Below are 22,333 nucleotides of genomic sequence, written 5' to 3'. Positions count from 1 at the left end.
GTTTTATAAAGTCTGACTTTTCTGTAAGAATAAAATGTAGGAACTCATATAAACTCTAATTACATAAAATGAATGTTTGAAAATTTGTAATTGAGACTGAATCTGTGGGGAACTACGGCGAGACGGGTATAGGTTTAACAGCTGATTCAGAAAACGTAGAAATTACGCTGTTATATTGAGTTTACGTTAAACTAAATGTTTTGATTTGATCATCGATTTCTTCTTTAATTTAATCGACTTTATAATCTAATCGGATGATTCAAATTTTATAATCAAATGATAAGATAGGAATCTCTCTGGGATTTAAAATATTAATTTAAGATTGTGGATTTTATTCAAAAGATAGAATATTCGCAGATTAAAAAATTCTGTTTTTTGAAAATTACACTTGTTTTCTCTTAAGGAATGAGATTCGTTTTGCGAAACAATCGCTATTTTCAAAAATCGGTTCTTAAAATTAGTATAATAATTTTACTAAAAAAACATGTCTAAAATCAGTACGAAAAAAATTCAAAGACCGAAAGATTTACCTTTTTCAAATACGATTTTGGATCGGTTGCGCAAACAATGTGAAATTGGACTTCCAGAAATTTCTGAAATGGAATTTCTACAAACATCCTCTCAAACTAAATTTTTAACGAATCGGTATCAATGTTCTACTCTTTTTCAACAAGAATTGGATCTACTTAAAAAACGTCCTTATTTAGTAAGTTTTAGTGATCAAGTTCCTAATCCGGGCGATTTTATTTCTGGAAAATTTTTAGATCGTGAATGGCTTGTTTTGAGAAATGAGAATAAAAATTTACGGTTATATAGGAACTCTTGTCTACATCGTGGAACAAGGCTTGTTTCTAGAGGAAAAACTGGTTCAGCTAAAAAGATTGTATGTCCTTATCATTCATGGACTTACGATCTAAACGGAGATCTGTTAACCAAAGAATGTGAAACAATTCAAGAAAAACTTTATTCCTTTCCTGTTCTTGAAAAAGCGGGTCTTATCTTTTCCGGGTTTACTGAGAACGTTCTAGATTCGCTTTCATCACTTTGGGAAGAATGGAAAGTTTACGAATTGGATTCTTATATTCCTTTTGCAATTCAATCGGAAGAAGGTGCATACAATTGGAAAATAGGAGTGGAGATCTTTTTGGAATCGTATCATATTTCTACGGTTCATAAAAATTCGGTGGCATCCGTGGTCGAAAAAAACGTCTCTATTATGGATCCTATTGGGGAACATGCAAGAATTCTAATTCCTAATCGAAGTTATAAAAATACTTCTCGACCAACTCGAAAAGATTTGATCATCACCTATTTTCTTTTTCCATCTACGATTCTTATTCTTTTTAGAGATCATTTCGGAATCATCCAGTTTCAACCTATTTCACCGGATCGTACTTTTTGTCTTAGAGCCATTCTGATTCCAGAAAAACCTAAGTCTTCTCGCACTATGCGATTTTGGGAAGAAAATCGAGAATTTTTCTTTCGTACTACTTCGGAGGATTTGGGATTAGCGCCTGAAATTCAAACCGGAGTTCTACAAAATGAATGGATTCAACCTAGTTCTTTAGAACCTGGTATATTTCATTTTCATAATTCTTTAACAAATGCATTTATTTGAATATTTCTTACTTGTTTTTACAGTATGACTTTAACGTGAATTCGACTTAAGAAAATCTTGGCGAATAAAAAAATTAATTCGACGATTTCTTGAATGCCGCTTCTTAGAGAGGCATTCGCTGAGTTTTTTGGGTATCGTTGCAGCTTGCAAATTTCATAGCTAACGTAAGTTCGGTTTAAGAAATGAGAAAGAGTTTTCTAAAAATAGGAACGCCTACAATTTCAGAGTTTGTTCGTAAAATCGTGATTTGTGGGAGTTCCCACATTTTAGGAATCGAGATTACAACTTTTTTAGAAAAATGAACCATGGATTTCCTTACGTCGAACTCACGTTAAAATCGTGATTTGTGGGAGTTCCCACATTTTAGAGATAAATCTACAAAGCTCAGATTCTAATTTTTTTCAGAAAGATAAATCATGGTTCTTTACGTTGAACTCACATTCGCTAAGATGGCTTACAACTGCACTTTCGGCTTCAGTCAATTAACTATATGAAAGAAATATAATACAATATTTTGTTTTTAGTTACAATTTAATTGACTACACCTCAACCATTTTTGCATTGGATTATATAGAATCTACATAAAACGACACTTTGTGATAAACATTTAGATACTCAATTTTATAAGAATGAGTATTATAATAATTTCATGAAAAATATATGTCTAAAATTAATAGAGTTGTTGAAAAATTCTATAGTGGAGTTTAACAAAACTAGTTCAATCGACAGTTTCCATACAACGGAAATCGATGGCGAATTAATTTTTCAACAACTCTAATACAAAAAAACTCAAAGGGTCTTCTTTTTTTATAGAATAATAAAATTGAATATTAGAAAGTTTTATATTATAATTATTGAGAACTCATATTTACAAAAATTTTTACCTATTCGTTTTAATGAAAAAAACGAAAGAAAATTATTTTTCAACAACTCTATTCTTAGTTTTTAAAAAGTTAGAAATCTCTATTTTTGGAAAATTTTTTCTAATTTTCTTATATTACTAGGAATCATATAGCAGTTTTTGGGACTTGCCCCAAAATCTAGATGATAATCTTTTAGGAATTTCTAATAAAATATTGGAGTTTCTACAGATTGATTTATATCCGAATGCTTGCGAACTGCCCAATTATTTTCTTATCGCCAAATTTTTATAATCTCTAGGTTTTGAAACAAGTTCCTAATGTTTTATACTGAAACGATGTGTTGTAGTAAAGATTACTACCCGGACGCATGAAAATAGTGCCAAGTTATTAACGGCCGAATTTACGAAAAAAATAGTGGTACTTAAAAAACACTGCAAATTCGGGATTTACGGCATTTTAAAGCAAGACCAAAATATTCAAATTTTTGAAACAATCTAACCCAAGTATTCTATTCATGTGTTCGAGTAGTAATTTTATATAGATTCGTATTTCACGTTGATTAGTTTTGTTTGGCTTCTCCGGAATCTGTCGAAATCATTAAACTTTCTGAATCTACTGCTTCGAACTGATCTCCTAAAACCTTACCTAGTTTATGAAGTTGATCATTGTTCCATTTTTCGTTTGGAGCTCCGGATAAAAACCAATCTGATCCGTTGTCGGCAAGTATCATTCCATATTTTTTTAATGCACGTAGAATTACTTGGTTTTCTTTACTAAATCCGTCTATGTTAAAACTTGCTTTTAAACGGAAACGAGTTCCCATCGGTGGGACGTTTTTGTCTGTGATTTTAGAAGCGTAATGACGAGCAGGCCATAGATACGCTTTTTGTGTTTTTTTAGCGGTGAAACGAATTGCGTGTTTGATTTCTCCAGAAGCTATTTCTTCGTATCTCACTAAACCAGGTAAAATTGGTAGTCCGGCTGCGTCCGCAGAAGTCCAGTTAGCCGGACGAAGTTGATTGGACTTCAAATCAAAGACCGCACCAGACACAGCAGTCCAAGATTTTCCTTTTTTCCTTGCGGAATACAATTCATATAATTTGCATGTTTTTTGCTCTACAACTAGAACGTGCCTGTCTCCGTCGCTTGTTTCTCCACCTTCTATAGGTGCGTTATGTGGAATTGGATACGGTCCAGGTTCACTTTCATCAGTATATTCAAAAGATACTGGGACAGGATTGGCACCAGACGTTAGTATAAATGGAATTCCAATTGGCATTCCCTCCCAAAGCCCAGAGCCGAAATCCGCTTTTAATTTTTTTTGTGCTCCAATACTTCGAACATAAGATTCTGAAAAAGGATGCAGGGGAAGTGTATCTACGGGAGTATTCCAAATATTATTTGTTGGAAATACTTCACAGTTGCCTAACGTAGGGTCGGAATTCAAAGGATTTAAGAATAAGGAGCTAAGTAAAAGCGCTCCCAAGAGGTTCATTTTTGGATGTTTCACGTTGTAATTCCTATAGATTCTTTGTTGGAGCGCAATCTCTTTTTTCAGGAAAGATGATTGGATTTAAAAGTGATTCTAAGGCCTGTCGAGCGCCTATAGAAGCGAGACGCTGAGTTACTTCGAGCGCCCATAGAAGCGAGACGCTGAGTTACTTCGAGCGCCTATAGAAGCGAGACTCTAAATGTAGGAACTCTTACATTTTTTTTAATTACTGCAAAATGTAGAAATTACTTCGTTTTGTTATTAACGATTTATAAACAAGGTAGTGGCTGATTTTGAATTTTTTAGAACGAATTCTAGAAATGAATTGGTTCATTTTATTTCTGATTTTTTCAAAACGAAAATAGTTTTTTAAAATATTGTCCTATTTTTTTATAAGGTAAAAATGGGGTATCCTCATCTATGAAAATTTTTGTACAAAAACTGAGACCAAACGCCGAGCTTCCTTTATTACAGACAAAACAGGCGGCTGGTTATGATATTCATGCTTGTTTAGATTCCAAATTGGTTCTAGAACCAGGTAACGTTGGTTTAGTTCCTACGGGTCTTTCCTTTGCCATTCCTCAAGAGTTTCATTTTGAAATTAGACCTAGATCTGGTTTCTCTACAAAAAATAGAATCTTAATTCCAAATTCACCCGGAACTATCGATAGTGATTACAGAGGTGAATTGATGATTCCTCTTTTGAATTTAGGAGATTCTTCTTTTATAATTGAACATGGAATGAGAATCGCTCAATTACTGATCCGTAAAACTTGGTATGCGGATTGGGAGTTAGTCTCGGAATTTGCAGATCGGACGGAAAGAGGTGCAAACGGTTTTGGTTCTACCGGACATTAAACTGTATTCAAATTGATTTATTAATAGCTTATCCCAATAAACATCGCCCCCGTTTGCTGGTTACTTCAAACGCCTAAAACGTGACCTATCTCGTGACCCGTTGGGAGCCATAACCAACCCACAAGTTGGATAGGATTTTAGAATCAGAATGAACTCAACAGAACGGGCTTCCTATGGGTCGCCGTTCTGGGCTCAAAAACGCACATTTTTCAAGTGTTCCGACAAGAATGAGTTTTTTTACTTGTAAAAAGTATGTTTTTCTGATAGAGAAAAATTTTCCGAACCTTACCACCCCACCCAAAAATAGGAAAAACTCAATACAACGCTTTTCTATGGGTCGGCGTTGGAAAACTCAGCACAACGCTTTCCTATGGGTCGCGTTGTGGAGTGGGAACTAGTTTTACAGAGGATTTGTCGTAATTCCGACAGATTTATATTGAGATCAAATACTTGTGGGGTTGGTGATGGTTGGGAGCGAGATTTGAGTTTAGAAAAGCGTTTTGCTGAGTTTAAACGCGATCTGGAACCTCTCTAAGGATCGGCATTTTAGGAAGCGTTTTATTGAGTTCAAGAAGCGAGACTCTAAGTTTTTCGAACGGCCTTTAGAAAGTGTAGATTGAGTTGCACAAGAATGTGGGAACTACTACAAAAATTTAACGAGATTCGAACTGCTGAAAGTTTGCAAATTGTCAAAATGCGATCTGCAGAGCGATCATAGAAGTGATGCATTGAGTTTCACAATACTGCATTTTATTAAAAATTTCTAAAGAATGATCGGGTAAAATTCTTTGAGGTTTTTAGACCGACTCTAAGTTAGAAATTATATTTTAGAAAAACTTTATAGACTCCCAAAGATGAATTTCTGATTTTTTCGTAAAATAAATGTTTGGTGATTTTCATTTAAGGAATTTTTGTAAAGTCTTAAAAGGATCGTTGTCCAATCTAATTTTTGCATAAAATTACCGTTGTGCGACCTTTGCACTTTACAAAGATTAAAAAATGATTAATTCTATAAAACTAAAACTGTGAATTTTATTTACAAAGCACCGTTTCAGTGTAAAAGATTGAATTCTCTATTTTATAGTTTTGAATAAAACTTTAAAATATAAATCACTTGAAAAAAGGATCAGCTTTTATCTACATTTGATCTGAGTTTGTAGGGAAATCAGAGATAATTTTCTTAAAGTAGTGTGTTCCTATCTGAAAATTTATCCGTAAAACCGTAATTTGTGGTAGTTCCTACATTTTGACGTAAGGATTCAATTTTATAAAAACTTAAAATTTGTCTCAATGTCTAAAAATTAAGAAAATTTGATATTGAAAAAAATTGCTGGAAAGTTTGCAAATAGTCGTATGTGGCGTAATCTGAGTAATTCTAATCGTTCATTAGGAATTTCTAAAATATTGTAGTTTATATCTTTTGAAATTTTAGTAGATAGATTTTTAGTTACTTACGTCTAATTCATGTTAAAATATTTTATTTTCTTTAAAAAATTTTTCATAAATTGTTCCACGTCGAAGGATCCAAGAACCGTTTTCTAATATGGATATTCTTTTATTAGATGACGGTCAAAAAATTCAATCTTCCTTGATAGAAGGTTCTGTCGGAACGGATTCTCTTTTGGTTCCAGGTGTTTATTGGAATCGTTTGAATCTGCAAGAGAAAAAAGCACTTCGTAATAAACTTCCTTTTTTATTGAGAAAATATTCTAAACAAATCGCGTCGATGAAGCGGCTTCATAATAAGGCAGGTAAAATCAAATACAATCGGGGTGTAGGTAAGATGAAAAAATTGAGTATTCGAGTTCATTCTGGTGTTTGGGCAACTTTAGGTGTGCTGGCCGCGGCTCATGGTGTTTCGAGGTGTTATCTTTTTAATTATATGCTCTGGCTGGATGAACAAGGGGATTTTTTTGTAAAAACTTTGAACCGGGGAGTTCCTATTTTTCACTGGACTTACAAAATGATTTGGAAGATTGACAGGAGACAAAACTTCATATCGAGAGAATTACAATTTGAACCAAATCCAATGACGAATCAATATCCGTACTATTTAAAAGAATAGAAAAATCAATGTAAAAAAATCTAATTTCTCCATAAAAATTTACTATAAGTTAAAAGAAAGTTTGTATTAAGCACAGAATTTAAACTGTACTACTAAAATCTAATATTCTTATATAAGAGATTTTAAATATATAAATTCTTATTTATAAAGTTTATTTGTATGGTCAAAGGATTTAGAAATTTACTCCACCAAAAATGACCAGTTCTAAAAAACCAAAGTTTTGACTTGCTCTATCTTTGGAATGCCCGTTCGTAAAAATATTAGGAAGATCTATATATCCTCCTTTACCACCGAATTCGAAAAAAACGGATCGAAATATATCTGCACGAGCAGCTACGTAACCTGAAACCCCGTAACCGGAGGTATGAAAATGGTTATTTTTTCCTTCTCCAAAAAGACGAACATCGCTTCTGCAAACAATCGGCCCACCACCAATAGATGAAACAAAACTGAGTGCATTTTATCCGTTAGACGAAACCCATATAGGTTGAATCATACCTACATCTAAATAAAGAAAATTTAATCCGTCCGTATGTTCGAATTTTAAAAAGTCAGGAGTTATATTGACGGTTTCTCCATTGTGATAACCTTCCCATTTTTTATACGCGTCTGGAAATAAATAAAGATAAACCGAAGATTCGGGAGAAGTTGCAAGATGAGCTTTTTGAATTACGAGTGGATCTATATAACCGTAGATATTGGCGGCCTGTCCTCGACTCATTACATATTTCATGTGATCTTGACCAAACGCTATAAAAAATTTATCCGAAAAATAATAAGTTAAACGGAAGTTGTATTGTGGAATTTCCCAAAGGCTAGGATTTAGATAAACGGATGGATTGAATTTTTCCGGTTTATCTCTTGCTACCACGTCTTTTAAAGTAAAGTGGTATCCAGGGCCATGAAAAGAAATATCGCTTTGTGTATAAGAATCTCGATTATAACCCCATTGAAAACTCCAAGAACCTTTCCTTTGATCAACTCTTCTAGGTGTTTGTTTTGAACTTAGATCTGTTTTAGTTTCTGGATTGATTTGTGCAAATGGGATGGCTTCTTGTTTATCAGCGTTTTTAGTTTGAGAGAACGCGGCGAAGGGAAAAATACAAAAAATAAAAATGTAAAACATTTTTCGAAGAAAGATATTTACGCTTTGAATTGAGTTTATCATAGAGGTAGAGAGTAAAAAAATCAAATTAATTTTTGAAAATACTAAATTGGAAAAAGCCTCAAGGCTGGCTATGTTTTTTTCTTTAGAGTCCAGTTATTCTAGATACTTTCTGTTTTTTGAATTTTGATTTAGATGTCGTTTATCAATTATAAGGTAAATGGCTCTTTTTGTTGTTCACCAAAATTGTTTGTTACTGATTTCTACACAATAAAATACCATAAAAGTTAAAACGAATCCCGTTTTAAGAGACAGAATTTCAGACAATTCTATTTGTATAGTCTACTCAATAATGTGGGCAGGGACGTAAAAAAATCAGAGCGAATCCAGCTGCTATAGCAGCCGGACCAGGCTTTTCCGCTCTGGTCAATAAATTGCATACAGGGAATAGGATGCAACAATCGTCTTTAGTTTGAGGGAGCATTTCTGCTGAGTTTTTTCGCATCGATTCCTTACGCATTGGAGTTACCGAACTTAAGTCTTTATAAAGATTTCAGTTTATAATAAGAATATAAACTTATCGAAGCTGTAAGGGCTCTTGAATTACTTCCCCATAAAAAGGAGTTTCTTTGATTTTTAAGTTGTATCCTTTTATAAATAAGATTTCAAGGTTTACAGTGTCTTCCCGATTGTATTCTTCTAAAATTTTAAGCGCGTCCATATCATCATAATCTACGTATTGTTTCCAAAGATTTACTGCTTCTATTCCAGTGATTGCAGCGGTTTCTGGTCTATGAACACCTAACGTTTTCTCGCACCCTTTGAGTCCCCCTCTGATTCCTAAGGATCTTAAGAAAAACATAATATCAATATGGTTATTTCGGAAACGTACGTTAAATTCCCTTTCTAAAAAAGGAACGTCGAATGCAATTCCGTTATAAGAAACAAAAATTTGATCCTGACTTAGATTCTCCAAAAAAAAATCTAGATTAAAACCTCGAATATAAGAACGATATTCGTATCCATCAAAAGTACCAATGACTGTAGTTCTATCGTCGTTTCCTAAGCCAGTGGTTTCTATATCCATGTAGAGAAGTTTTTTCCGAATTGTTGGAAAAAGTCTCCAGTGGTGTTTTGGGGAAAATACGTGAAAGAAGTAAAAAAAATTTTCTCTCTCTAATTCTTTTTTAGAAAATTCTAATGCGTCTAAGATCAAATTTCGGATAGGGGCCGGTTCGGTTTTCAGATATATTTCCAGATCCTTCCAGTCGTAGATCCCTTTTTCCCAAAGATTTTTTTCTTCCTTGGAATCGATTCCGGGAAGATGACAGAAGGTATGTCTCAACATTAACTTTTCCTTTCTATTCGTGACACGAAAATAAGACGAGAAATCAGAATTAAAATACAGAAGATCCATAGAAAAGAATTTCCAAATCTGGTATAAATCGTAGATTCGATAGCATCTAATCGGATAGAAAACGCCCTGGTTCCGGTTTCGTGAAAACCGATTGGAACGATCATTGGAATTCCGCGTGCGTCCCAAACTTCCGAAATTCCAGAGACTGCGGAGCGAATCAGAGGTAAGCCGGTTTCGATCGCCCTGAGTCTAACGGCCCCGGAATGTTGATAGGCTTCTAATTCAGAATCGAACCAAGAATCATTAGTGATGTTGATTAGAACTTCCGGTTTTTGTTCGTTTTGAAAATAATCCAAAACAAGTTCTGTAAACATAGCTTCGTAACAAAGTAAAGGAAGGATCGAATAAGAATATTCTAAATTTCTAATTTTATTTGTATGTTCTACAATGGATGAAAATTCGTATCTATACGTTTTTGGTTCGTTCAATTTAGAAATTTCGGGAGGTAAGAACGATCTTTGATTTTGGATCTTATTTCCGATTAAAAGTTTTGGAAATTCTCCCGGCACATATCTGGAAGTTTCTTGAAAGATAGAACGTAAAAAAGGAAAATTTTTTTCCATCGGTAGATATTCTCCAAAAGGAAGTAACCTTCTTTTATTGTATCTCTCGGTTTTGCCGTCTAAGTTTTTAAAAAGACTAACCTGATTTCTGAGTTTGTTTTCATCCAGATTTAATTCGTTAAATAGAACGTCGGCTCCTGTATGTTTTGAAAGATATAAAATGATACCTTCCATTGTAGAAGAATATATTTTTTCTTTCCGATTTTCTTCGGAATCGATTGTACCGTGAAACGGAATCGCGGATTCCGGAATTACGATCAAAGAAGGTGAATTTTCGAAAGTAGGTATGGCTAAGGAAAATACCTTACTCATTGTAGCGCTTAAATAAGAGGCGTCTGCTTTTAAGTCCTTTGTGCCTGGAGAGGTGTCCGGTTGAATCATAAGCACGGAGAGATTTTTAGGTTTTAATTCATTTTGTGATTGGTTTATATATCCAATCCGATAAAGACCGAATCTATATATAAACGCGATACAGATCAAACTTGCGATCGAAGTTTTGAATTCTTTTGAATTTTTATATTTATAATAATTTACTAATATTAAAAAAGTGGATGATATGAATAGTAAAAGAAAACTCAATCCGTATACTCCGCAAATGGAAGCGAATTGTTCAAATACGATGGAACCTGAGATTAAGTTTCCCCAATACCAGGGGAAAATTTGAAACGTTATCATATCGGAGAGTGTTCCAGCGGCGGGAAATATAAGTAATATATAAGTTTTTGAAGCAGAATCTATTTTAGAAAAGCGGAATAGAGTATAAAACAAAAAAAACTTTAAATGAGAGATTAGTCCGTATAAAAAAAAGAAAAGTATGGAAACAAAAGTGTTTGCACCAGAAATTCTAGAAATTGCTCCTGGAATCCAATAAAAAGCAGTGAAGTTTAAAATTTGAGAAAGTATCAAAAGCCACAAGAAAGCTTTCCAAATAGAAGTTCTATTGAGGGAAAAAAACAAAAAAATACAAGAGATAGACGCAAATACACCCGCCGAAAAAAACGAAAACGGAGAAAGTCCGAACACGGTTCCGATTCCAATTCCAAAACACAGTATAAGTCGGTACAAAATCGAATCTTTGGAAATAAAATTGTAAAACATCTGTTTTTATTTTTTTATTTCCTCTTCATATTTAAGCCTTCTTGAATATTCTTCTGCTTCTTCCTTTCCTAGATTTTTGATCCGAATTTCCATTAGAGCTTTTTCCTTGGTTTCTACTTTGACGTTAGGATTTTTTCTGATCCAATCAGATTCTTCTTGTGCTGTCTGTTTTTCCTTTTTTTCTTTTTCTTCACTTTCTTGGTAAACTGTTTCCATACGATCGGCTCCATCCTTACCAAAATATTTTTCTCGAATGTGTCTGGTTTTACTGTTTCGTTCGGAGGAACTCATTCTTTCCAATTCTTTTTCTCTCAAAAACATCTCTGTCTCATAGGTATTGTATTTCGGTTCTCTTTTTTTGATCGTATTGTAGTATTGCCCGTAGACATTTTTTCTGAACTCTTCGTATTTTTGCATTCTTTGTTCCCCGCTTAATGTTTCTGTGTCTTTTAAAAAACCTCCCAAGGAATCCAGATAAGTTTCTTCCGCTTCTTCTAAACCAAAGATAAGTTTCGTATCTTTATCAGAGAAAAATTCCCTTCTTTGCTTTTTGATAAGTTCATATTTTTCCGCTCTACTTAATTTATATGATATTTCTAACTCTTTCATTTTTGTTTCGTATTTTAAATAACTGGAAAATAACTTCATTAGATATTCTGCATCTTTTCCAAAATAATGATCTGCAATAAACGCGCGAATAATTTCGTTACATTGTTCATAATGTATGTTTTCGGGACATTGTCTTCTCAAGTCTGAGAGTTCGGAGATTAGATTGATTTCTCCATTTGACGCATATTGTATCAATTCATCAAAAGAAAGCCAGTTTCCATTTTCGTCGAAGATTTTACGCGAAGTATTTATGATCGCTTGATTTAAGATCCATCCTTCGGATCCGGAACTGGATTCTGGATCTAAACTTGCTGAAGAACTTGTAGTAATTTTACTTCCGCTGAAAAATACGAACCAAATCAACATGATTAAAGTCACGGAGATCAAACCTACTAATATTGGAAATGTGATTTTTTGCTGAAGAGTTTTCATAGGCCGTGATTTTTTTAAAAAATCTTTTTCAAAGCAAACCTTTTTTGTTTTTTCTAAAAAAGAGGTTGGGATGAGATGACAAAGTAGTGGAGCTAAAAAAACCGATTTTATATTATCCTGAAGGAACCATCGGGGCTAAGGAAATTTTTTCAAGTTTCGAAAAGCTGGAAGTAAGATCTTATCCTAACGATCAAATCAGAGAGATTTCAAGAGACGAACCCACGATTTTAATCGCAAACACTAGGTTTCAAGTAAACCGAGATAATATACAAAACTTTCCTACGGTAAAAATTTTTGCTACTGTTAGTTCTGGAACGGATCACGTAGATTTTAATGCACTTAAGGAATTCAAAAAAATTTTTCTAAACGCTCCCGGTTGTAATGCCGGTTCTGTCGCAGAATATTGTTTTGCGGGGCTTTTAAATCGGTTTAAAGAATCCGAACTTAAGGGATTAAAAATCGGCTTGGTAGGACACGGTCATACAGGAAAAGAATTTTATAAAATTCTAATATCTAAGGGAGTAAACTGTATATTTTATGACCCGTTTTATAAGACAGAATCCAGACCTTTGAGTGAAGTTTTAGATGCTTCCGTTCTGAGTTTTCACGTTCCACTGACCAAAGACGGACCGGAGCCCACGTTTCGATTTGTGAGCACGTCTTTAATTGATTCTTTAAAGTCGGGTACGATTTTTATCAATACGAGTCGCGGAGAAATACTTTCTCGAGAAGCGTTTAATCGATTGATTGCAAGAAATGATATATTCAAAATTTTAGATGTATTTGATCCGGAGCCACCTACGTTGGAAATGGGAAGAAAACTTTCAGAAGTAAAACATTCTATTTTGACTCCTCATGTTGCGGGTTACAGTCAGCTGGGCAGAATTGGCGGAACTTACCGAGTTGCGGAAAAGTTATCAATTTTATACCAGGACAAACCTTTGCCACCTTTAAATTTTTTTTTACAAACATCCGGAGAATTTAAAACTTCTACTTTTTTAAAGGAAGAGGATCGTCTTTTGAGAGAAGCCTGGAGAAATGGAGATACAAATTATTTTGAAAAAAGAAGAAATACTTATCCAATAAGACTCGATTGGGATTTTTAGAAAGTTCGTTTAACGATCAAAGGCGAGTTTACTTTTAAAAAATTTTTCTCGTGAATTTATGTTATTTAGAGTTATATAATAAAGTAAAATGAATCTTTATCGTAAGGGTTTGTTTGAGTGCAAAATATTATGCACTTCGTTATACGGTATTAGTAAAAATCATTTTATAAAAATTCAATTAAAAATTGATAAATACGACAGTTTCTACTAAGTGATTTTCAAAGTAAAAAGTTGGTTTGAATTTCTACATTAGAGTTGTTAAACAATGAATTCTCCATCTTGTTTCTGTTTCATGAAATGGTCGATTGAAGTAGTTTTGTTGATCACTGCTATGGAATTTTTTAACAACTCTAATTTTAGAATTTATTAAATGTGAATTAGGTATAAAAATAAATTTATTCTAAGACTGGAAAATGTGGGAACTGTTACGAATCAAGTATCGTCCTGTTTCTGATTAGCGTGAGTTGGCTTAGTAAATTCGTTTTATAAAAACCTGATTTTTCCATAAAAAATAAATGTTTAAAAATTTGTAATGTGACTAATTTGTGGGAACTCTCGCAAAGTCAGAATCTCCTTTTTCTAAAATGTGGGAACTCTCACAGATTGTGGATTTACCAGTTAAACTTTAAAAATTGTAGGAACTATTATAAAATACAAAAAGAATCATCATCCAATCAGATTTTTGCAGTTTTACGCCATCATTAAAATTAAAATCCCATTTAAGCATAAGTTCGACTGAGAAAGACTTTTCTAAAAGTATGAGTTCCCACAATTTTAGGATTTGTCTGTAAAATCGTGGTTTGCAGTAATTTACTACTCGGACGCATAAAGAGAATACTTGGGTTAAATTGTTTCAAAAATTTGAATGTTTTGACCCTGCTCTAAAATATCGTAAATCCCGAATTTGTGATATTTTTTAAACGCAGCTATTTTTTTTCGCAATTCAGCCATTACTCATAACTATATAATATGTACCTAATATTTTACATAGAATCAGTGTTTTGTGATAAAATTAACGGTACTAAATTTTCTAGAAATCAGTAATAACTTGGTGCTATTTTTGTGAGCACGAGTAGTAAGGAATCGATCTATAAAGTTCAGATTTCAACTTTTTTCAGAATCATGGGTTCTTACGCCGAACTCATGTTAAGTAAAGAATTACTGATCTGCCAGTATATATAATTTGATTTAGAGTCTCAAAAAAATAAACGACGATTCATTAGAAATTTATAATAAACTATAATACTACCACAAAAACCTTGATCCTTTCCAGTAATTCTTCTCCATTATCAAATTTATATAGTCTTTAGGTTTGGAATGACAGACTTAGAATTCAGTTGTCAAAATTCCTTTTTGTAAACCGTATTTAGAACATAACTCGGAAGTTTTGTGGTAAAGAGCGTTTTGATAGAAATTGGGCATTCTGAAATTTTTGGAAAAAAATTTTTGATATTTGGAAAGTAGATGAGGAAAGTGATTTTCGATCGCTTTAAAAATTAGATTTTTATGATCCAAAGGATCGTTTCCTCCAAAAAGAGTCAAACTCGCAGGGAAGATATATCGGATTCCGATCTCTTGAAACGTTTGAAACATAAATTCTAAATTTTCCCCTGTGTCTGAAATATGAGGAAGTAAGGGCATCAAACTTACTCCGGAAAAAAAACCTTCTTTTAAAGTTTCTTTAAGTGCAGAGATGCGTAAACTAGGAGAGGTTGCACCTGGTTCAAAAATTTTAGCAATAGAATCATCCAGAATAGAAAATGAAAACGTAATAAACGATTTACGGCTTAATTGGTTTTGCAAATCTACTGGAAGAATTGCGTTTTTTTCAATTTCGCTTAACAAATCTAGGTCTCGTAAAATTAAATCTGATTTAGTAAGTATATGAACTGGAAATTTATACTTTAAAATTATCTTAAGTAATTCTCTGGTAAGACCGCGTTCTTTTTCAAGTTGTAAATAAGGATCAGTAGCAGAGGAAAGAACGATAATACCGTGTCGATTCTTTTTAGCAAGGTTAGATAATTGTTTGTCTAGAATTTCAACAGCGTTTTCTTTAATAGAAAGTTTATCTTCAACGTTTAGGCCGTATTTACTACCTTTTACGTAACAATATAAACAACGAAAAGAACAACCGCTATACGGATTGATTGTATAGTCGTCTAAAAACCAAGGATCTCTTCGTTTCGTTTTATTGAGAATATTTTTAATCCGAATACTTTGAGCCATACTTTGAAGATCTACTTAGGCCAATTTCTATTTTTTTTCTAAAAAACGGTTGAATAGAAGGGTTTGCTAGTAAATTAGATTCAAATTTTTGAATGATATCCGGATAAAATTTAGAAATGGTTTTAAGAGCCCAACCAATTCCTTTTTTAGTATGAAAGTCTTTTGTATCCGTTTTAGATAAAAGAAGATAAAACGTAACTTCCACGTATTTTTTTCCGAGACCTTTTTTGACTGCATAATGAGAAGCGACTCCCACCGAACGAACGATCCAACCGTTTTTATCGTTGATGTAATTTTTTAAAATTGGAAGGGTTTTTTCGGGCTCTTTGAGAAGAAAATAGCCCATAATTCTTTCTCCGATGATGTCACATACGTACCATTCGTTTCCTAAAAGGATGTATTCAACAGCCTTATTTAAAGATTGTTCGAAATGTTTTTCCATACGAAGCTGAAGGATAATTGCAGAGATGACGTAACTTCCCATATGTCCAAGCTTTATAATTTGATCTGTAAAATAGATCTGATTCATTTCAGGAATTTTAAAATAGAGTTCTTTTCCAACAAACTCAAGTAGTGGGAACTTTATTTTTTTCTTCAAAAGCTCCGATTCAATGATGAAAATCCAGAGGGATTCATCGGAATCGGAAAGTTTTGAAAGAATCAATTTGATTTCTTTTTTAGAACGAATAGAATCCATGAAATTGATTTTAACTTACGGTTTAAAGTATGAAATTTTTTCAAAAATGGAAGATTTCGGTTTTTTTTAGTTGAACTTCAACATAAAATAAAACCCTTATATTATAAAAAAATAATCATACATACAAAAACGAACGAAGTTTAAGGAGCCATTTCATAAGCGTCCTTATAAGAGTAAACCTTTGCACAAACACGATTAAAAAGTTCTTCGTTTTCAGCGGGTTTAAAAATCATAGCCAGACATTTTTCCATTTGTTCTTTTGTGCTGCTTCTTTTGGAATAAAGTTGAAGAGCGTATTTGGAACAATCGCGCACCATAAAATCGAAAATTTGATCTAAAAGATCGTTATCTACTTTTTCAATGGCAGCATTTTCAATTAAAAGCTGACCATAAGCGACTAACGTAAACAATTCTCCAAGAATTAGCATAAAGTCTAAATCTTTAGATTGTTTAGAATCGGGAGGAGTGGATTTTAAGAATTCTTTTAAAACCGCAATTTGTTTTCTGAAAATTTGAACGTTTGGAAGATCTATGTTTGAATACACTTCATTATAATCTCTGAATGTAATTTTTTCAAAACCTTTAGAAGTAGTTCCCTGATTAAAAAGAAAATCATCGTTTTTAAAATCGTCGATTTTAGGAACAACCGGAAGGGAAGAATTTGGTTCGAAAAAATAATTATTCATGAACTTGATGATTAAAGCCATGTTTACGTGTGCAGTACCTTCCAATTTTGGAAGTCCTCGAATATCCTTGGCCGCCATTTCAAAATACATATTTTTTTCAAAACCTTTAGCAGCGATAACGTCCCAAAGAAGATTGATCACTTCTTCGCCTTGCATGGTAACTTTCATCTTTACCATTGGATTGAATAAAAGATAACGTCTGTCTGTTGCAGAGGCAGATCTCATATAATCCTTAGCCCTTGCCGCAAAAAGTTTCATGGAAAAAAGTCTACAATAGGCATCCACAAACATCTGTTTGATTTGAGAAAAATCTGTTACATTACGATTAAATAATTTTCTTTTGGAAGCGTGATTGAGAGCTTCGTAAAAAGAATGAGTACAAATCCCAATAGAAGCCCAACCTAGATTGTATTTACAAACTGCGATTGTACTGAGAGACGCATCCCAAGCTTCTCTGTCTTTAGAAAGGATTTCCTTTTCGGAAATAGGATAATCTTTTAGAGCATATTCTCCTACGTAACTCTGAGAGTTGACTACGTTCTGAATCAGTTCGTAGTTTTTATGACCGGAGTTGACCGCAAAAAAAACGTAATTTCCGGTATCCTTCATCTTACCGAAAGTGGATACGATCGCGGCCTTATTTGAATTTCCGATATAGTATTTTCTTCCGTTGGCGATGTAGTTGCCGTTACCTTTATTTTCTAAGGACATATCGCTAGAAATTAAATCTGCACCGTGTTCTTTTTCGGAAAGACCAAAAGCGAATATTTCACCATCTAACAATAGTTTTGCGGTTTTGTGTTTGATCTCTTCATTTTTACTGTTCCAGATTGGACCAAGTCCTAACATAGAAACCTGCCAAGTATACCAATAACAAAGACCGTAAAAACCAGCGATTTCGTTAAAGTCGCAGATTCGAGTTGTATCCCATCTAGAATCATTTTCGCCGTAACCGGAAGGAGTCATTAAAGTGGCGAAAATTTTTTCGCTCTTTTGAAATTCTAAAAAGTCCGCATACCAGGTTTGATTTCTGTCGTCTTCTTTTAGTTTATTCTTTCCTTTCTTTTCAAAAAAGGCAATGGTACGTTTCATGATGTTTCTAGATTTTTCGTCCAGATGTTTAAATTCGGTTTTTTTAGGGTTCAATAGATCCATAGTCGTTCATCCTAAAGTAGATAGTGTTTCAACTTGCAGTTTTTCCAAGATAGAAAAATATTTAAAAAAGATTAAAAGAATTCTATCAACAATTTCAAAAATACTTTATCTTGCAAAAGCGAATATTCAAAAGTATTTTTAAAATAATCCATAAAGACGTGGATACAAGTTAAAGTAAAGGAACAAATCGAACCCCACCTTTGGATTCAAAGGACCAGTCGTTGAGATTTCTTTTTGCGAAGATCAAATATTGATCTCGTTTTCCCATTGGGAAGATAAAAATTCCTCCCGGTATAAGAGATTGAAAGTAGGAGCTTTTTGTATCTGGAAGATTCGGAAGTGCAGCGCAAGAAATCATCTTATCAAATTGAAGTTCCGGTTTTAGAATTTCAGTCGCACTTCCGATCATAAAACGATTCGTTTGAGTACAGCCTGGATTCCAACATTCTAAATTTTGAGTAGCGGTTTTAGAAAGAGAGTCAAAGAATTCAACGGAGTATAACGTGGCTTCTAAAAAAATTAAAACGGCGCTTTGATAACCCGAGCCGGTTCCAATTTCAAAGATACGGTCTCCTTTTCGAACTTCAAGAAGTAAAGACATCCATGCTACCATAAACGGCTGAGAGATGGTTTGATTACAACCGATTGGAAGTGGTTTATCTTCGTATGCTTGCAAAATATGGGAATTCGGAACAAAACATTCTCTTGGAATCGAAAGCATTGCAGAGAGAATTTTTTTATCTCTAATTCCTCGAGAGGCGATTTGAAGATCGACCATATTTTTTCTTTCTTGTTCACGAAGAATCGGATTACAGACTTTAGACGAAGAAAACATAATGTCTCTCCACTAAACAGGATTTGAGAAGAGCGGCTTCGATCTTTTTCGTTGACAGTGTCGATCGTCTTTCTATTCTGTCCATGAGTTTGGCCTTGTAGCTCAGTCGGTAGAGCAGAGGACTGAAAATCCTTGTGTCGGGAGTTCGATTCTCTCCGAGGCCAAAACTCGTTTCCTTTTATTTGGCTGCTTTTCTTTCTTCCCCTAATTTCCAGAGTTCCGAAAAAACAACTTCGTCGATCACCTTACAGAGTTCGGGTTTATATAATTTTTTGACCGGAGGTTTGGGATAAATATGAATTTCGTCCGTGTTGGGAATATAAGTCATCATTTTCTGAATCTGATCCTCCCCTTCCACTTCATACATTGTATAAGACATTCCTTTGGAAGGAATGATTTGTTCTGTTTCTAAATATTTCATCCTAAACCCTTAGCGTTTCCAGCTATTCAATACAAAAAAATTTCTTGCTGGATGTTTCTTATAGGTTAATCAAATTCAACGTATTTGTAAAGTAAAAGAATGAATGAAGAAAAGTCACTGATTCTTTTGCGAGGTTTGCCAGGTGCAGGTAAAAGCAGACTCGCTAAACTTTTATCTGAAAACGGAAAGTATCCGGTTTTTAGCGTGGATGACTATTTTACGGATTCTAAAACTCAAGAATATAATTTTGATTATAAAAAAAATCATCTTGCATATAAACACTGCGAAGACTGTGTTCGAAAAGAAGCGGAACGTGGAACCTCTAAGATTTTTTCGGACAACACGTTTACACTTTCTTGGGAGATGGAGCCTTACTTTCAAATTGCATCCGAATTCGAATATACAATTTTTGTAATCACAGTAGAGAATTATCATAACGGAAAAAATGTTCATTCTATCGATGATGAATCCTTAAAAAAAATGGCTTCAAAATATAAGATTCGTCTTTTACCTGAAATACTTTCGGAATAAATATTTACATTAGAGTTGTTGAAAAATTTCATAGCAACAATTAACAAAACGTTTCAATCGACCGTTTCCATACAACGAAAACCCATAGAGAATTAATTTTTCAATAATTCTATTAATGATCTTCTATATAAATTCGAATTTTATAATTTTACTAATGCTATATACAGGAATACTTGATATCTTGTACTCAAATCTGCTTTTATGATGAATATTTTAAGCATATAGTTCTGAATAAAATTAAAGTTTCCGCCAAATCGTAGTATGACGACTTTCATTCGAAGTTTACCCAAAACCTCAAAGAATTTTACACGATCATTCTTTAAAAATTTTTAATCAAATGTAGTAGTTCTCACAAATTAGGTTGTATTGACAATTTACTAACTTTCGATTAGTTCTAATAATCAGTCAGTTTGACGTGAGGAAATCCATGCTTGATTTTTCTAAAAAAAGTTGTGATCTTGGTTTCTAAAATGTGGGAACTCCCACCAATCACGATTTTACGAGCCAATTCTAAAATAGAGTTATTGAAAAATTCTATAGTGGAGTTTAACAAAACTACTTCAATCGACAGTTTCCATACAACGGAAATCGATGGAGAATTAATTTTTTAACAACTCTAATTGTAGGAACTCATACTTTTAGAAAATTCTTTCTCGTTTTCTTATGTCGAACTCACGTTAATCTCGTTAAATTTTCGTAGTAGTTCCCACAGAATTACGCCTCTTAGAACGATCAAGATTTTGATATGAAATTAAAAAATGCAGTAGTTCCCACAGAATTACGTCTCTTAAAACGATCAAGATTTTGATATGAAATTAAAAAACTCAGTAAGTTCCGACATCTTAGAATTTTATCTGTAAAATCCAGATATGTAAAAATTAAAATACTTACCTAAAAACCAAGTTAGACAATAGAGAATTTTTAAAAGTTGAAAACGAAAGAAAGTTTATCTCATTTATTTTATTTAAAAAGTAGATCCTAAATTTTTGTCTTTAAATGATAAGATAGAATAACGTAGACATAAGTAAGATTTTGAAATTCAACTTAAAATTTAAAACCTGTTTTTTCTAAAATTTCAATTTATACATATCAAAAAGGCGATTCTATAATTTGAGAATTTAAGCGATAAATTTTATATTTACCGAATTCGCAACTAATTTCATTCTACGCAGGACGTTTATATTTTGTTTTGAGTTAAGGATTTGACGATGAGTGGAATAAAATTGAAAGAGCGAGATTTAGATGTTATCAATTCTCCGGAACAAAGAAAACATATTATCGAAAAACATTTACTCAATCAGAGTTTACGCATCAAAGGGGATCTAAATAGGGAAACGATTACAATTCAAAGATACGTTGATTCCGGAGAAAAAATCATCGCAGGTATTTCAGATGAAACCCACTTTTCTGAAAACGATGAGATCGTATTATATAAGATACTCGCCAAGTATGTACAATTAGAATGTAGTTTTATAAGAAAAACTAGACCAGGAGTCGCGGAGTTCTCTGTAAATAAAGTATCCATCGCAAAATCCAATCGCGCTTTTCCACGTTATTCTGTCGCGGAGGATGCGGCTCACGTAACCAATATCAATTCTTCTAAAACTGTCATAGATGCTTCTTTATTTAACATTCCTACTTTGGTAAAGGTAAGTTTTGAAGATTATAAAACAAAATTAAAACCGGATCAATTGGGTTTAGTTGAAATAGATGTTTTTAGGTCGGATCAAGATGAAAAGTTTGAATTGATTAAACGAACTAAAAAATACATCCATATCGAAAATACTTCTCTGGAAGAATCCTATAAATCTAAGTCTGAAAACCAAGTGGATGTAGAAGATGAGATTCACGAAGAAATTCCTTCTTTGATGAGGAAATATAAGGACGAAAAAATCGTTTCAGAAATTATTTATCCGATCATCTATATCAATCATTCTAGACAGTCCATCCCCCTCGGATATATCTGGGTTCGAAACAAGGAAAAAACTCTCGGTAATAATACCATCGAAAAACTGGCCGAACTTTCTAAAGAGATGGTGGCTAGAATTAAAGAATCCAACACGGTTTTAACCACTGAAAAATTTCCGATTATTGATATTTCCAATAACGGTATTTGTATTAAAATTACGGAACCTCATTTAATTCAGACCCTTCCTAAACACACAGGATTTGTGTTTGACATTTACATTCGTATGCAAGGTTATTTCAAAGTTTTTGGAGCAATCCGTTGGCTTTCTTACGACGAGGTAGGTAGCCTAATTTTAGGAATGGAGTTAGTTGCTAAGTCTTCTTTTCCAGGAGAAAGAGAAAAATTTCATAGAAATGTAGAACTTTTAGGCCAAGGAAAATTTACCGGTTTAAAAACGCACGCGATTTGATTTTTATTTACTTAAGTATAGTATAATTTTTGAATCTTTTCTTTAAATATAAATTTGAATCGATGTCTGTTTTGAAGGTAATTTAATTTTTCAATTTTACGTTAGTAAAGCCGAAATGGAAAATACCTTAACAACACAAATCCGTTCTATAAAACTTTTTATCTGGGCTACTCCG

General features: G+C 33.2%; 17 protein-coding genes and 1 tRNA gene. 8 read left to right on the top strand and 10 right to left on the bottom strand.

Going from position 1 to position 22,333, the window contains the following annotated elements; genetic code table 11:
• Positions 1-484: 484 nt before the first annotated feature.
• Positions 485-1,618: an aromatic ring-hydroxylating oxygenase subunit alpha gene (locus BW942_RS06130; protein ID WP_000036619.1), complete on the top strand. Its 1,134-nt coding sequence runs from the start codon at positions 485-487 to the stop codon at positions 1,616-1,618.
• 1,422 nt (positions 1,619-3,040) lie between these two features.
• Here the strand turns inward: BW942_RS06130 and BW942_RS06125 are convergent.
• Positions 3,041-3,991 carry a hypothetical protein gene (locus BW942_RS06125; protein WP_000682355.1) on the bottom strand — a complete coding sequence of 317 codons (951 nt, stop codon included), beginning with the start codon at positions 3,989-3,991 and terminating at the stop codon, positions 3,041-3,043.
• A gap of 402 nt (positions 3,992-4,393) precedes the next feature.
• On the opposite strand from BW942_RS06125, the gene dut reads away from it, so the two are divergent.
• Both dut and BW942_RS06115 read left to right on the top strand, forming a co-directional pair.
• Entirely contained in the window at positions 4,394-4,831 is a 438-nt protein-coding gene (dut, locus tag BW942_RS06120) for a dUTP diphosphatase (RefSeq protein ID WP_000689546.1), read from the top strand.
• A 1,543-nt stretch (positions 4,832-6,374) separates the two neighbouring features.
• Positions 6,375-6,896 carry a DUF1564 domain-containing protein gene (locus BW942_RS06115; RefSeq protein WP_000353680.1) on the top strand — a complete coding sequence of 174 codons (522 nt, stop codon included), beginning with the start codon at positions 6,375-6,377 and terminating at the stop codon, positions 6,894-6,896.
• Between the two features lie 460 nt (positions 6,897-7,356).
• On the opposite strand, the gene BW942_RS06110 is transcribed toward BW942_RS06115, so the two are convergent.
• From BW942_RS06110 to BW942_RS06090, 4 genes are all read right to left on the bottom strand, one after another.
• Entirely contained in the window at positions 7,357-8,088 is a 732-nt protein-coding gene (locus tag BW942_RS06110; RefSeq protein WP_000576674.1) for a hypothetical protein, read from the bottom strand.
• 490 nt (positions 8,089-8,578) lie between these two features.
• Entirely contained in the window at positions 8,579-9,349 is a 771-nt protein-coding gene (locus BW942_RS06105) for a ribonuclease H-like domain-containing protein (protein ID WP_000944038.1), read from the bottom strand.
• The gene (locus BW942_RS06100) at positions 9,349-11,079 is read right to left on the bottom strand and encodes an apolipoprotein N-acyltransferase (RefSeq protein ID WP_000499626.1); all 1,731 of its coding nucleotides are present in this window, start codon (positions 11,077-11,079) and stop codon (positions 9,349-9,351) included. The genes BW942_RS06105 and BW942_RS06100 overlap by 1 nt, the downstream gene beginning before the upstream one ends.
• Before the next feature lie 6 nt (positions 11,080-11,085).
• Positions 11,086-12,120 carry a lipase secretion chaperone gene (locus BW942_RS06090; protein ID WP_000854852.1) on the bottom strand — a complete coding sequence of 345 codons (1,035 nt, stop codon included), beginning with the start codon at positions 12,118-12,120 and terminating at the stop codon, positions 11,086-11,088.
• 86 nt (positions 12,121-12,206) lie between these two features.
• Here BW942_RS06090 and BW942_RS06085 point away from each other — a divergent pair, with 86 nt between their 5' ends.
• Positions 12,207-13,226, top strand: a complete 1,020-nt coding sequence (locus BW942_RS06085; protein ID WP_000421034.1) for a 4-phosphoerythronate dehydrogenase — start codon at positions 12,207-12,209, stop codon at positions 13,224-13,226.
• Positions 13,227-14,552: 1,326 nt separating this feature from the next.
• Here the strand turns inward: BW942_RS06085 and BW942_RS06080 are convergent.
• From BW942_RS06080 to BW942_RS06070, 3 genes are all read right to left on the bottom strand, one after another.
• Complete coding sequence (locus BW942_RS06080; RefSeq protein WP_000079210.1) at positions 14,553-15,455, bottom strand: SPL family radical SAM protein; 903 nt, start codon at positions 15,453-15,455, stop codon at positions 14,553-14,555.
• A complete protein-coding gene (locus tag BW942_RS06075; protein WP_000377368.1) occupies positions 15,433-16,152 on the bottom strand; it encodes a DNA alkylation repair protein in 720 nt (239 codons plus the stop codon). The genes BW942_RS06080 and BW942_RS06075 overlap by 23 nt, the downstream gene beginning before the upstream one ends.
• 140 nt (positions 16,153-16,292) lie before the next feature.
• The gene (locus BW942_RS06070; RefSeq protein ID WP_000365024.1) at positions 16,293-17,993 is read right to left on the bottom strand and encodes an acyl-CoA dehydrogenase family protein; all 1,701 of its coding nucleotides are present in this window, start codon (positions 17,991-17,993) and stop codon (positions 16,293-16,295) included.
• On the opposite strand from BW942_RS06070, the gene BW942_RS06065 reads away from it, so the two are divergent.
• Complete coding sequence (locus BW942_RS06065; protein ID WP_000971361.1) at positions 17,929-18,135, top strand: hypothetical protein; 207 nt, start codon at positions 17,929-17,931, stop codon at positions 18,133-18,135. The genes BW942_RS06070 and BW942_RS06065 overlap by 65 nt on opposite strands.
• Before the next feature lie 27 nt (positions 18,136-18,162).
• Here the strand turns inward: BW942_RS06065 and BW942_RS06060 are convergent, their stop codons facing one another.
• A complete protein-coding gene (locus BW942_RS06060) occupies positions 18,163-18,828 on the bottom strand; it encodes a protein-L-isoaspartate O-methyltransferase family protein (protein ID WP_000493050.1) in 666 nt (221 codons plus the stop codon).
• Between the two features lie 91 nt (positions 18,829-18,919).
• Here BW942_RS06060 and BW942_RS06055 point away from each other — a divergent pair.
• A tRNA-Phe gene (locus tag BW942_RS06055) sits at positions 18,920-18,992 on the top strand.
• A gap of 14 nt (positions 18,993-19,006) precedes the next feature.
• Here the strand turns inward: BW942_RS06055 and BW942_RS06050 are convergent.
• A complete protein-coding gene (locus tag BW942_RS06050) occupies positions 19,007-19,249 on the bottom strand; it encodes a hypothetical protein (RefSeq protein ID WP_000876121.1) in 243 nt (80 codons plus the stop codon).
• Positions 19,250-19,348: 99 nt separating this feature from the next.
• Here BW942_RS06050 and BW942_RS06045 point away from each other — a divergent pair, with 99 nt between their 5' ends.
• A complete protein-coding gene (locus BW942_RS06045) occupies positions 19,349-19,780 on the top strand; it encodes an AAA family ATPase (protein ID WP_001001361.1) in 432 nt (143 codons plus the stop codon).
• Positions 19,781-20,988: 1,208 nt separating this feature from the next.
• Positions 20,989-22,158, top strand: a complete 1,170-nt coding sequence (locus BW942_RS06040; RefSeq protein ID WP_000014283.1) for a DUF1577 domain-containing protein — start codon at positions 20,989-20,991, stop codon at positions 22,156-22,158.
• Positions 22,159-22,333 lie beyond the last annotated feature (175 nt).

It is taken from the genome of Leptospira interrogans (genome assembly GCF_900156205.1).
GTDB classification, from domain to species: domain Bacteria; phylum Spirochaetota; class Leptospiria; order Leptospirales; family Leptospiraceae; genus Leptospira; species Leptospira interrogans.
The sequence above is the reverse complement of the archived record's forward strand: the minus strand, read 5'-3'. Positions and strand labels throughout refer to the sequence as shown.

Bases quoted from the DNA above. Each gene is read 5' to 3' on its own strand.
- BW942_RS06130 (WP_000036619.1), top strand. From the start codon at position 485: ATGTCTAAAATCAGTACGAAAAAAATTCAAAGACCGAAAGATTTACCT.
- dut (WP_000689546.1), top strand. From the start codon at position 4,394: ATGAAAATTTTTGTACAAAAACTGAGACCAAACGCCGAGCTTCCTTTA.
- BW942_RS06115 (WP_000353680.1), top strand. From the start codon at position 6,375: ATGGATATTCTTTTATTAGATGACGGTCAAAAAATTCAATCTTCCTTG.
- BW942_RS06105 (WP_000944038.1), bottom strand. From the start codon at position 9,349: ATGTTGAGACATACCTTCTGTCATCTTCCCGGAATCGATTCCAAGGAA.
- BW942_RS06100 (WP_000499626.1), bottom strand. From the start codon at position 11,079: ATGTTTTACAATTTTATTTCCAAAGATTCGATTTTGTACCGACTTATA.
- BW942_RS06090 (WP_000854852.1), bottom strand. From the start codon at position 12,120: ATGAAAACTCTTCAGCAAAAAATCACATTTCCAATATTAGTAGGTTTG.
- BW942_RS06080 (WP_000079210.1), bottom strand. From the start codon at position 15,455: ATGGCTCAAAGTATTCGGATTAAAAATATTCTCAATAAAACGAAACGA.
- BW942_RS06075 (WP_000377368.1), bottom strand. From the start codon at position 16,152: ATGGATTCTATTCGTTCTAAAAAAGAAATCAAATTGATTCTTTCAAAA.
- BW942_RS06065 (WP_000971361.1), top strand. From the start codon at position 17,929: ATGATGTTTCTAGATTTTTCGTCCAGATGTTTAAATTCGGTTTTTTTA.
- BW942_RS06070 (WP_000365024.1), bottom strand. From the start codon at position 17,993: ATGGATCTATTGAACCCTAAAAAAACCGAATTTAAACATCTGGACGAA.
- BW942_RS06060 (WP_000493050.1), bottom strand. From the start codon at position 18,828: ATGTTTTCTTCGTCTAAAGTCTGTAATCCGATTCTTCGTGAACAAGAA.
- BW942_RS06050 (WP_000876121.1), bottom strand. From the start codon at position 19,249: ATGAAATATTTAGAAACAGAACAAATCATTCCTTCCAAAGGAATGTCT.
- BW942_RS06045 (WP_001001361.1), top strand. From the start codon at position 19,349: ATGAATGAAGAAAAGTCACTGATTCTTTTGCGAGGTTTGCCAGGTGCA.
- BW942_RS06040 (WP_000014283.1), top strand. From the start codon at position 20,989: ATGAGTGGAATAAAATTGAAAGAGCGAGATTTAGATGTTATCAATTCT.